An 11,504-nucleotide genomic window follows, 5' to 3' on the forward strand; every position below is an offset into this window, starting at 1 on the left:
GGACTACTTCCCCGCGTCGGCCGCCTTCACCAGGGCGTCCTGGGTGACCGCGCCGACGTAGACCTTGCCGTCGTCGGTGATCAGGGCGTTGATCAGGCGGGTCTTGAAGACGGTGCCCTGGCCGAAGCCGCCGGAGACCTTGTCGCCGAGCGAGTCCAGGAAGCTGCCCGCGTCACCGCCGACCTCGGAGCCGGACGGGACGCCCTTGCCGCCGGTGTCGAAGGTGGCGATGGAGTCCCAGCCGTCCCCGAGGACGTTCAGGCCCTCGGGGCCGTTCTTGCCGAGCCCGGCGGAACCCTTGTCCAGGTGCTTGCGCTGCTCCTTGCCGAAGTCCTCCGCGTGTCCGGGCGCCTTCGACGCGTCCCCCGCGTCCCCCTCCTCGACCTTCGCGCCCTTGGGCGGGGTGAAGTCGAAGGTGGAGGCGGCCGGCCTGTCGAAGCTCACCTGGGTGAAGCCCGCGTCCACGACGGCCGCTCCGCCGCTCGCCGGGGTGAGGGTGAACTTCAGGGGCAGGCCGGTCTTCGCGTCGACCGCGACGGTGATCTGACCGACCGTCGTGTCCTCGTCCTTGGGCTTGACGACCAGGCGGTAGGCGTCCCGGCCCGCGACCTGGGCGGTGCCCTCGACGGTGATCGAGGTGGTCTTGTCGGCGGCCTTGAGGGCGTCCTCGGCGAGGTCCTTGGGGGTGGCCGGAAGCTCGTCCTTCGGCTTTCCGTCCCGCTCGGAGGCGGTGGTGTGGAAGACCGAGTTGGACTTGCTGTCGTAGCCCCAGACGTCCTTGCCGTTGTGGATGAGGCTGTACTCGGCCGCGTCCTCGAGCAGCGAGACCTTCTGCTTGTTCTCGCCGTCGGCCGCGACGCGCAGGGTGTGGGTGCCGGAGGCGAGCTCGGTGAGCTTGCCCGCCGGGTCGGCGGAGGAGCCGCCGCCCGAGCCCGAGGGGCCGGCGGCGGAGCCCAGCGAGCTCTCCAGGCCGCCGAGGTCCGGCAGTCCGAGATCGGTGGTGATCTTCACGGTGCCGGACAGCTGCTGGACGTCCGACGCGGCGATCTTCTCGACGAGTTCCTGTGCGCTGATCTTCGGCAGGTCGGGGTCGCCGGAGTCGGCGAGCGCCGGGACGAGCCCGATGGTCGCCGCCGCGACTCCCACCACGGTGGCCGGGACGACGTAGCGCGCGGCCTTGCGCCGGCGCGCCGCGCGCAGTTCCTCGGCGTCCGCGGCGGTAGCGCTGTCGTCGGATGCGTTCGGTGCCATGTGTGCCTTACCTCCGTCGTCGGCGGCGGCTGTCAACTCCCGTACGTCCACCCGTAGCCGCCATTCTCACCCGAATCGGTGAGCAGTGGTGTTTTCCGTGGTGTCCATCTGACCAAATCGGCCATGAACATGCGTCAGACCACGGAGCCAACTCCGCGTACACCTGGGGTATGACACGACGGGCGAACGCCCCCTACGGAACCCGTAGGGGGCGCCCGTTCCCTGCACGGCTAGCCGGCGCGGTGGACCACCGCGTCGCACAGCTCCATCAGGGCCGCCTTCGCGTCGCACTCCCGCAGCGGGGCCAGGGCCGAGCGCGCGTCCTGGGCGTACTGCACGGTGTCCCGGCGGGCCTGTTCGAGGGCGGGGTGGGCACGCAGCGCGGCCAGCGCCTCGGCGTGCCGGGCGTCGTCGGTGAGGTCGGAGTCCAGGAGGTCGCACAGGGCGATGTCCTCGGCGAGCCCGAGGCGGGCGGCCCGCTCGCGCAGCCGCAGCACCGGCATGGTGGGGATGCCCTCGCGCAGGTCGGTGCCCGGTGTCTTGCCGGACTCGTGGGAGTCGGAGGCGATGTCCAGGACGTCGTCGGCGAGCTGGAAGGCGACGCCGAGGCGCTCGCCGTACTGGGTCAGGACGTCGACGACCCTCTCGTCGGCGCCGGACATCATCGCGCCGAAGCGGCACGAGACCGCGACCAGCGAGCCGGTCTTGCCGCCGAGCACGTCGAGGTAGTGCTCGACCGGGTCACGGCCGTCCATGGGACCCGCGGTCTCCAGGATCTGGCCGGTGACCAGGCGTTCGAACGCCTCGGCCTGCACCCGGACCGCCTCGGGGCCGAGGTCGGCCAGGATGTGCGAGGCCCGGGCGAACAGGAAGTCGCCGGTCAGCACGGCCACCGAGTTGCCCCAGCGGGTGTTGGCGCTGTCGACGCCGCGGCGCACCGCGGCCTCGTCCATCACGTCGTCGTGGTACAGCGTGGCGAGGTGGGTCAGCTCCACCACCACCGCGGACGGCACCACGCCGGGTGCGTACGGGTCGCCGAACTGGGCGGCGAGCATCACGAGGAGCGGCCGGAACCGCTTTCCGCCCGCGCGCACCAGGTGCTGGGCGGCCTCCGTGATGAAGGGGACCTCGCTCTTGGTGGCTTCGAGCAGTCCCTCCTCGACAGCCGTCATTCCGGCCTGGACATCGGCTTCCAGAGCCTGGTCCCGCACGCTCAGCCCGAACGGCCCGACGACGGTCACGAGGGGTCTCCTGTCTGCTGGTGTCTTCTGGCGGTCAAACGGAATGTCGATAAGGCGCTGCCATCACTCAAGTCAGCGTATCCGGTCACCTTTGGATCACCGATAGCGCCCGCCCCGTCCATGCCAGGCGGTATCGGATCACGACCGGTATGTTTTTGATCACCTGAAAAGAACGGATATCCATCGACTTGTAGGGAAGTAACCGACTGTGTCCCAGCTGCGCCGCACCGTGCGCCCGGTGCGTTGACACACGAGACGGTCCACGAGGACGTCCGTGTCCCGATGCCGGACGGGACGCTGCTGTACGCGCGCGTGTGGCGGCCGCTCACCCCTGAACCGGTACCCGCGATCCTGGAATACCTGCCGGGCGGCCTCACCGACTCGACGGCGGCCCGCGACGGCCGGCGCCACCCCTGGTACGCGAGCCACGGCTATGCCGCCGTGCGGGTGGACGCGCGCGGGCACGGCGCCAGCGAGGGCGTGCCGGGCGAGCCGTACGGGACGGCCGAGCCCGCCGACGGGGTCGGGGTGATCGACTGGCTGGCGGCGCAGCCCTGGTGCGACGGCCGGGTCGGCATGATCGGCAGCGCCGGGGGCGGCTTCGGCTCCCTGCGGATCGCGGCCCTCGCACCCGGGCCGCTCAAGGCGGTCGTCACGGTCTGCGGCACCGACGACCGCTACGACAACGACGTGCACCACCTGGGCGGTTCCGTCCTCGCGGTGGACACGCACGCGTGCGCGGCGGCCACGCTCGCGCTCGCGTGCCGGCCGCCGGACCCGCTCCACGTCGGCGAGGCCTGGCGGGACATGTGGCTCAGGCGCCTGGAGACCGTGGAGCCGCCCCTGCACACCTGGCTCGCCCACCAGACCCGCGACGCGTACTGGCGCCGGAACAGCGTCCGCGAGGACTACGGCGCGATCGACGCGGCCGTCCTGGCGGTGGGCGCATGGCACGACCCGTACCGCGACACCGTCCTCCGGCTGGTCGAGCACCTGCCCGCCGACCGGGTCCGCGGGATCATCGGCCCCTGGACCCACCCGCACCCGGACCACGGTCTGCCGGGCCCGGTGACCGGCCTCCTCCGGGAGACCCTGCGCTGGTGGGACCAGCACCTCAAGGGCATCGACACCGGCGTCATGCGCGAGCCCCTGCTGCGCGCCCACATCAGCGACTCCCACCCGCCGACGGCGGCCTACGGCACCCTGCCCGGCCGCTGGGCCGGCGAGCCCGTCTGGCCCTCCCCTCACGTCACGACGGTGTCGTACGGCCTCCAGGGCCCCGCCGCGCTGGTCCGTTCGCCGCAGCACACGGGGGTGGACGCCGGCCGGTTCGTCCCGCTCGGCCAGGACGCCGATCTGCCGCCGGACCAGCGGGAGGAGGACGCCCGCTCGGCCTGCTTCGACTTCGCGGTGGGCGCGGAGACGTGGGTGCTCGGGCGGCCGCGGGTGCGGCTCAGGGTGACCTCGGAGGTGTCGCGCGGGCAGGTCGTCGCGCGGCTGTGCGATGTCGCCCCGGACGGCTCGTCGACCCTGGTGACCCGGGGAGCGCTCAACCTCTCCGCGCGCCTCGGCCCGGACCGGGCGGTGCCCTGGGAGCCGGGGGCCACGCAGGAGGTCGCCTTCGAGCTGAACGGCGCCGGGCACGCCTTCCGGCCCGGCCATCGGATCCGGCTCGCCGTGTCCTCGGCGTACTGGCCGTGGATCTGGCCGCAGCCCGAGTCGCAGGCCGGTTTCTCGCTGGACCCGGCGGGCAGCTTCCTCGAGCTGCCGGTACGCGCGCGTGATGCCTCCTTGGGCCACGCGCCCTCGGACATCGCGTTCGAGGAGCCGGAGCAGTCCGTGTCGCTCGGGGTGGCCCGTGGCGTGGCCGCTGACGGGTGGAGCCCCGTGACCCTGGACGAGCCCCGCCCCGCGCGCCTGGTGGTGCGGGACGTGGCCAAGGGCGAGTGGCGTCTGGAGATCGACCCCCGGTACGGCGGCACGCGCGTGTACCCCGACGGGCTGGAGTGCACCGAGGACGTGCGGGAGTCGTACACGATCGACGAGCAGGACCCCCTGTCGGCGCGCGCCCGCTCGGACTGGTCGATCCGGCTGCACCGCCCCGAGCTCGCCTGGGACACCACCGTGCGCACCCGCTCGGAGATCAGCTGCGACGGCAGCGACTTCCACACCTCGAACGAGGTGATCTGCGCCGAAGGCGGCGAGGTGGTGTTCCACCGGACGTGGGAGAAGCGGATCCCACGAACAGCCGGTTGACTCCGAGTTGGGCCTCTTGCCCGTTTTGCGCGTCTTGCGCTCGGGCGTGACTTGACTCACTCCGACTGACGGACCGGCAGATATCCGGAATCCTCCAATCCGCCTTTCCGTGCGAGCGAGTTGAGGCTTGCGACCGCAAAGGATCAAGTGCCCCAAATACCCCCGACCAAGGTCAATAGGCACCGCATGTGAATTCGCCACTTGTTCCGGACATGTGCTCTCGCATACGTTCCCGGCCTGTCGGGCGGACGCCGAATCCTGCCACCGCCCGTACACCCACCGAGAAACCACGGCAGGAGCGGGGGACCCAGGTAAGTCGCCGGAACGGGCGTCTTCGGACAAACCGGTACGGCTCGGGGTGAAGTCATGCCTTTTGCGGGCATGGCCGGGCAACTCCCCGCCCGAACCCGACAGCTCACCTCGCAGGCGACGGAGAGGAACTTCGCCATGCCCGCTGCCGCTCAGCACCGCGCTTCGCGCACCAACCGTCTCGTCCGCAAGCTCGCGATCGCCGGAACCGGGGTCGCCGTCCTCGCGCTCCCGCTCGTCGGCGCGACCACCGCGTCCGCGGCCACCCCGACCGTGCAGACCGCGACCACCCTCGGGTACGCCAACAACCTCGACGGCTGGATCCGCGCCTCCCTCGCCGTCATGGCGGAGCACGGGATTCCCGGCTCCTACGACGGCATCTACCGCAACGTCATCCGCGAGTCCTCCGGCAACCCCTACGCCATCAACCTCTGGGACTCCAACGCGGCCGCCGGCACCCCGTCCAAGGGCCTGCTCCAGGTGATCGACCCGACGTTCAACGCGTACCACGTGGCCAACACCTCGTGGGACCCGTACGACCCGGTGGCGAACATCACCGCGGCCTGCAACTACGCGGCGGCGCGGTACGGGTCCATCGACAACGTGTTCGGCGCGTACTAGGAACGGCGCCTGCCGGGAACCACGCCTGCTGGGAACTACGCCTGGCTGAAGAGTCTTTCGAGGACGACGGCGATGCCGTCGTCCTCGTTCGACAGGGTCACCTCGTCGGCCACGGCCTTGAGTTCGGGGTGGGCGTTGGCCATCGCGACGCCGTGGGCCGCCCAGTCGAACATGGGGATGTCGTTGGGCATGTCGCCGAAGGCGATCGTCACCTCGGGGCCCAGGCCCAGGTGCTCGGCGGCCAGCGCGAGGCCGGTCGCCTTGGTGATGCCGCATGGCTGGAGTTCGACGGTACCGGGCCCCGACATGGTGACGGTGGCCAGCGAACCGACCACCGAGCGGGCCGTGACCGCCAACTCGTCGTCGGACAGGTACGGGTGGCGCAGCAGCACCTTGCTGATCGGCTCGCACCACAGGTCGTCGCGCCGCCCGACCCGCACGGCGGGCAGGGTCGGGTGGGGCATCAGATAGCCCGGCTCGATGAGCGTGAGCCCGTCGACACCGTCCTGGTCCACCGCCGCGTACACCTGCCCCACCTCGGCCTCGATCTTCCCGAGCGCGGTCTCGGCCAGCTCCCGGTCCAGGGTGACCGACCAGAGCAGGCGGTCCGCGCCGGCGTCGTACACCTGCGCGCCCTGTCCGCACACCGCGAGCCCCGTGCTGCCGAGGTCGTCGAGGAGGGGCCGCACTCTGGGGGCCGGCCGTCCCGTCACGACGAGGTGCTGTGCCCCGCCCTCCGCGACCCTCGCGAGCACGGCCAGCGACCGGTCGGAGAGGGTGTCGTCGGCGCGGAGCAGCGTGCCGTCCAGGTCGGTGGCGATGAGTGAATATGCGGGGGAGGCGGCCATGATCAGAGAATACGGATGGTTGGCCCCTCCGACTCGACGCGAACCGGACGGCTGCTGCTTTCACATCCGTTGACGGCAGTTCCGGTTCCGGGGTGCGGCGGTCACGCGGTGGTACGGCACCGCCCCGGCCGACGGACCCTGCCGGGCGCGGCCCGAAACCCACGGCCGGTCGGGGGCGTTCACCACTACCGGCGGACCCTTGTGGAGGCCGCGAGCCTCCTGCTCTACGGCGGCGGCCTTGCGGTCTCCCCACGAGCCGACGGGATGGTCTTTGCCGAGGACTTCGACGGCGGGCCGGAGAAGTGACCTGTGCCGCTCGCGCCGACGTGCCCGCCGCACTTGCGGGTTGCGGCGGCCCGTGACGCGTCACCGGCCGCGGGGCCGCCGGCCCGGCCGGCCGCATGGGCCACCTGCGCGGCCGCCGGGACCGCCACGCGCGCCGTCGCGTTCGCCGCCGCGGAGACCGCTGTACCCCCGCGCCCGGGCGGCCCCTCGGCGCTTCCCGCGAACCGCTACGCCGAGTCCCGCACCACCAGTTCGGTCGGGAGGATGACGCCCGCCGGGTCCTCGCCGGCGATCTGGGCCAGGAGCATGCGGACCATCTCGGTGCTGATGCGGTCGAAGGGCTGGCGCATGGTGGTGAGGGCGGGGGCGACGGCGGTGGCCGCGGGCGAGTCGTCGAAGCCGCCGACCGCGATGTCGTCGGGGACCGAACGCCCGGACTGCTGAAGGACGTTCACCACCCCGAGGGCCATGAGGTCGGAGGCGACGAAGACGGCGTCCATGTCGGGGGCCCGGGACAGCAGGCGCCGGGCCGCGCGCTCACCGCCGCTGCGCCGGAAGTCTCCCTCCACCACGAGCGCCGGGTCGTAGGGCAGGCCCGCCTCGGCCAGCACGTCCCGGTAGCCGGCGAGCCGGTCCGGGCCGCCCGGCATGTCCAGCGGCCCGGTGACCATGCCGACGCGCCGACGGCCGCCCGCGAGGAGATGCCGGACCATCTCCTGGGCGCCCTCCCGGTCGGCGGCGGCCACGTAGCTCACCTTGGTCCCGCGCCCGATCGGCTTGCCGCACACCACCAACGGGATCCCGGCGTCGTGGAGTTCGGCCGCGACCGGGTCACCGCTGTGGTTGGACAGCAGCAGCACCCCGTCGACGTGGCCCGAGGTGATGTACCGGGTCAGGCGCCGGCGGTCGTCGTCGCTCTCGGCGAGCATGAGCAGTAGCGGGATGTCGTGCTGGGCGAGCCGCTCGGTGCAACCCCGCAGCAGGACGTTGAAGTTGGGGTCCTCGAAGAACTTCTCCTGCGGTTCCGTCAGCAGGAACGCCACCGAGTCGGAGCGGCCCGTACTGAGGCTGCGGGCATGCCGGTTGACCACGTACCCGGTCTTCCTGATGGCGGACTCCACGGCCCGCCCGGCGGCGGGCGAGACGTAGTGGCCGCCGTTCAGGAAGCGGGAGACGGTGCCCCGCGAGACGCCCGCCTCCCGGGCCACGTCGTGGATGGTGGGGGGCCTGCGGCGCCCGTTCGCACTCGTGGTCATGTTCCTCGTCAACTAGAGACTTCAGCAGGGGGCGTTCAGGCCTTGACCGAGCCGCTCAGCAGGTCCAGGGACCAGAACCGCTGGATCACCAGGAAGAGCCCGATCAGCGGCAGGACCGCGAGCAGACAGCCGGTGATGACCAGGGTGTAGAGGGCCGGCTGCGAGGCGCCCTGGGCGAGCAGCGTGTAGAGGCCGAGGGTGATCGGGAACTTCTCGTCGTCGGCGAGCATCACGTACGGCAGCAGGAAGTTGTTCCAGATGCCGACGAACTGGAAGAGGAACACCGTGATCAGGCCCGGCATCATCATCGGTACGGCGATCCGCGAGAAGATCCGCCACTCGCTCGCGCCGTCCATCCGGGCCGCCTCCATCAGCTCGGCGGGCACCGACGCGGCCGCGTAGATGCGGACCAGGTAGACGCCGTACGGCGAGAGGATCGAGGGCAGCAGCATCGCCCCGTACGAGTCGGCCATGCCCAGCTTCGACAGCAGCAGGTACTGCGGTACGGCGAGCACGACGGACGGCACCAGGACGCCGGCCAGGATCATCTTGAAGACGGCCTCGCGGCCCCGGAAGGCGAACCGGCCCAGCGCATAGCCGCCGGCGGCGGAGACCGCGGCCGAGAGCAGGGCGCCGAGACCGGCGTAGAAGGCCGAGTTGGCCATCCACCGCCAGAAGATGCCGTCCCGGTAGGCGGTCAGGTCGCTCAGGTTCCGGAGGAAGCCGGTGCCGGGGGCGAAGGTGAAGGTGGAGAAGAGCTCCGACCGGTCCTTGGTCGCCGCGACGACCACCCAGGCGATGGGGATCAGGCAGTACAGCGCGCCGAGGAGCAGCACGAGCGTGGGCACCCAGGCGGTGCGGCGGCCGCCCCTGGGGCCGGCGGTGAGGGTGAGCGGGGTCATGCCCGGTCCTCCCGGGTGTAGCGGTCGGAGATGCGCAGCAGGGTGAAGGAGAGGACGAACGTGGCCAGGGCCAGGACGACCGCGGTGGCGGAGGCGCCGTAGATGTCGGACTGGAGGAAGGCCTTGTCGTAGATGGCCATCAGGGGGCTCCACGAGCTGGGCAGGCCGTTGGTGAGCGGCTTGAGGGCCATCGGCTCGGTGAAGACCTGGAGGGTGGCGATCACCGAGAAGAAGAAGGTGAGCACCAGGGAGGGCAGCACGATCGGGATCTTGATCCGCAGGGCGATCTTCAGGTCGGACGCGCCGTCGATCCGGGCCGCCTCGTAGATGTCCGGCGGGATCGCCCTGAGCGCGGTGTAGATGACGATCATGTTGAAGCCGGTGCCGCCCCAGACCGCGATGTTGGCGAAGGAGAGGTAGAGGTTGCCGCCGTCGAACAGGTCGGGCTGCGGGAGGCCGAGCCTGTCCAGCAGGTAGTAGAAGGGGCTGACGTCCGGCAGGTACAGGAAGCCCCACATGAGGGCGGCGATGATGCCGGGGACCGCGTAGGGCAGGAAGATCATCAGCCGGGCGAAGGGCGCGCTGCGGGCCCTCGGGGTGTCCAGCATCAGGGCGAACAGCAGCGCGAGGCCCAGCATGGTCGGGATGACGATGAGGCCGTAGCCGAGGGCACGCAGGACGCTGTGCCCGAACTCGGAGTCCTTGACGACGTCCGTGTAGTTGCCGAGGCCGTTCCAGACCTGCTGCCGGGCGCCCTTGCCGAGTCCGATGCCCCTGACCTGGACCTTGTGCAGGCTCAGCCAGATCGCGTATCCGATGGGCACCACGGTGAAGGCGGCGAAGAGGGTGAGGGTGGGGACCAGGAACCAGTACGGTGCGCCGCGGCCACGGCCACGGCGACGGGGGCGGCTGGGGCGGACGGACTGGGCGGCGGTGCCGGTGCCGTCCGCCAAGGGGCCGGCCTCGACGAGGTCGGCGCCCTTGAGCGGCGCGCTGGTCATGCCTCGGTCACCTCGAAGCCCTGCTTCTTCATGTCGGCGAACGTCTTCGACTGCACGGTGGCGAGGGCGGAGTCGAACTGGGCCTCCTTCTTCGCCTTGGAGGCCTTGCCGAAGGCGTCCTGGAAGGTGGTGTACGCCGTGTTGACGTTGGGGCCCCAGGCTGCGGCGGCGGTGGTCGCGGCTATCTGACCGGCGGTCGTGTAGAAGTCCGCCTGGTTGGAGAAGAACTCGGGCGTGGTCAGGACGTCCCCGGACTGGCCCTTCGTAGCGGCCGGGTAGATCGCGACCTCCTTGACCAGGGCGGCCAGCGCCTCCGGGTCGGTGTTGAGCCAGGTGGCGAACTTGGCGGCGGCCTCGGCGTGCTGGGAGTCGGTGGAGACGCCCGTGGAGGAACCGCCCCAGCTGCCGGTGACGTTCTCGCCGGACTTCCACTGCGGCAGCGGGGCCATCCGCCACTTGCCCTTGGTGTCGGGCGCGGAGGAGACCAGCACCCCGGGCGCCCAGACGGCGGAGACCCAGGCGAGGTGGGTGCCCTTGTTGAGGGCGTTGTTCCAGGCCGGGGTGTACATCGGCTGGTTGTCGATGACGCCCTCCTGGACCAGGCCGCCCCAGAACCCGGCGACCTGCTTCGTGGCCGCGTCGTCGATGCCCACGGTCCACTTGCCGTTGCCGTCGACGGTCCACCACTTGCCGCCGGCCTGCTGGGCGAGGCCCGCGAAGAGACCGGGGTCGTTGGCGGAGAAGGTGGTCAGGTAGGCGTCCGGGACGGCCTTCCTGGCGGCGCGGGCGGTCTCGGCGAACTCCGTCCAGGTCTTCGGGACGGTCAGGCCGTGCTTCTTGAAGAGGTCCTCGCGGTAGTAGAACATCAGCGGCCCGGCGTCCTGCGGAATCGCGTAGAGCGCGTCCGTGCCGAGCGTGACCATGCCCCAAAGACCCTCGGCGAACTGGGACTTGGTGTCACCGGCGTACTTGGTGATGTCGGCCAGCACGTCGTTGGAGACCAGGGTGGGCAGCGACTGGTACTCGACCTGGATGAGGTCGGGGGCGTTGCCGGCCTTCTTCGCGGTGATCAGCTTGGAGACGATCTCGCCGCCGCTGGCCTGCTTGGACACGGTGACCGTGATGCCGGGGTTCTTCTTGTTCCAGATCGCGGCGACCTTCTCCATGTTCGGAGCCCACGACCAGTAGGTCAGCCTGACCGGCCCGCTGTCGCTGCCGCCGGAGTCGTCGTCGGAACCGCCGCAGGCGGCGAGGGTGCCGGTGAGGCCGAGGGCTGCGGCCCCGGCGAGGATGCTGCGCCTGCTGACCTGGCGGCGGTTGATCGACATCTTCATCTCCCCTGACGTGGAACCAGCCGGTCCCGGACATCCCGCGTACGCGGCAACCGCCGTGGGGGGAGGTTCTGCGGACGGGCCCGAGAGGCTGTGCGCGAGGGCCGCGCGGCTCTGTGATCGTGCACAGTAGAGAATTGTTTCCGGCCCTTGTCAATGGCGAGGCCGTGCGGTTATCTACTTGATGCCCGCCGATGACTGGG

The 11,504-nt window shown here is 71.0% G+C and carries 9 protein-coding genes and 1 riboswitch; of the genes, 2 read left to right on the forward strand and 7 right to left on the reverse strand.

The genetic code is table 11. The features are described 5' to 3' along the window. Positions 1-3: 3 nt before the first annotated feature. Entirely contained in the window at positions 4-1,251 is a 1,248-nt protein-coding gene (locus H295_RS0113680) for a LolA family protein (RefSeq protein WP_020135903.1), read from the reverse strand. A 230-nt stretch (positions 1,252-1,481) separates the two neighbouring features. After that, a complete protein-coding gene (locus H295_RS0113685) occupies positions 1,482-2,492 on the reverse strand; it encodes a polyprenyl synthetase family protein (RefSeq protein WP_020135904.1) in 1,011 nt (336 codons plus the stop codon). Positions 2,493-2,774: 282 nt separating this feature from the next. Between H295_RS0113685 and H295_RS0113690 the strand changes: the two genes are divergently transcribed. Further along, positions 2,775-4,748 (forward strand): CocE/NonD family hydrolase, encoded by a 1,974-nt coding sequence (locus H295_RS0113690; protein ID WP_020135905.1) that lies wholly within the window; start codon positions 2,775-2,777, stop codon positions 4,746-4,748. Positions 4,749-4,987: 239 nt separating this feature from the next. Further along, positions 4,988-5,190: riboswitch (cyclic di-AMP (ydaO/yuaA leader) on the forward strand. 5 nt (positions 5,191-5,195) lie between these two features. Next, positions 5,196-5,678, forward strand: coding sequence for a transglycosylase SLT domain-containing protein (locus H295_RS0113695; RefSeq protein WP_020135906.1), 483 nt, complete (start codon positions 5,196-5,198; stop codon positions 5,676-5,678). A 35-nt stretch (positions 5,679-5,713) separates the two neighbouring features. Here H295_RS0113695 and H295_RS0113700 read toward each other — a convergent pair whose 3' ends face one another. From H295_RS0113700 to H295_RS0113725, 5 genes are all read right to left on the reverse strand, one after another. Further along, the gene (locus H295_RS0113700) at positions 5,714-6,526 is read right to left on the reverse strand and encodes an HAD family hydrolase (RefSeq protein WP_020135907.1); all 813 of its coding nucleotides are present in this window, start codon (positions 6,524-6,526) and stop codon (positions 5,714-5,716) included. A gap of 512 nt (positions 6,527-7,038) precedes the next feature. Then, positions 7,039-8,067 (reverse strand): LacI family DNA-binding transcriptional regulator, encoded by a 1,029-nt coding sequence (locus H295_RS0113710; protein ID WP_020135909.1) that lies wholly within the window; start codon positions 8,065-8,067, stop codon positions 7,039-7,041. A gap of 35 nt (positions 8,068-8,102) precedes the next feature. Continuing rightward, a complete protein-coding gene (locus H295_RS0113715; protein WP_020135910.1) occupies positions 8,103-8,969 on the reverse strand; it encodes a carbohydrate ABC transporter permease in 867 nt (288 codons plus the stop codon). Further along, complete coding sequence (locus tag H295_RS0113720) at positions 8,966-9,970, reverse strand: carbohydrate ABC transporter permease (RefSeq protein WP_020135911.1); 1,005 nt, start codon at positions 9,968-9,970, stop codon at positions 8,966-8,968. Before H295_RS0113720 ends, H295_RS0113715 begins: the two co-directional genes overlap by 4 nt. Continuing rightward, a complete protein-coding gene (locus tag H295_RS0113725; protein ID WP_020135912.1) occupies positions 9,967-11,304 on the reverse strand; it encodes an ABC transporter substrate-binding protein in 1,338 nt (445 codons plus the stop codon). The genes H295_RS0113720 and H295_RS0113725 overlap by 4 nt, the downstream gene beginning before the upstream one ends. Positions 11,305-11,504: the final 200 nt, after the last annotated feature.

The organism is Streptomyces sp. 351MFTsu5.1 (genome assembly GCF_000383655.1).
Taxonomy (GTDB): domain Bacteria; phylum Actinomycetota; class Actinomycetes; order Streptomycetales; family Streptomycetaceae; genus Streptomyces; species Streptomyces griseorubiginosus.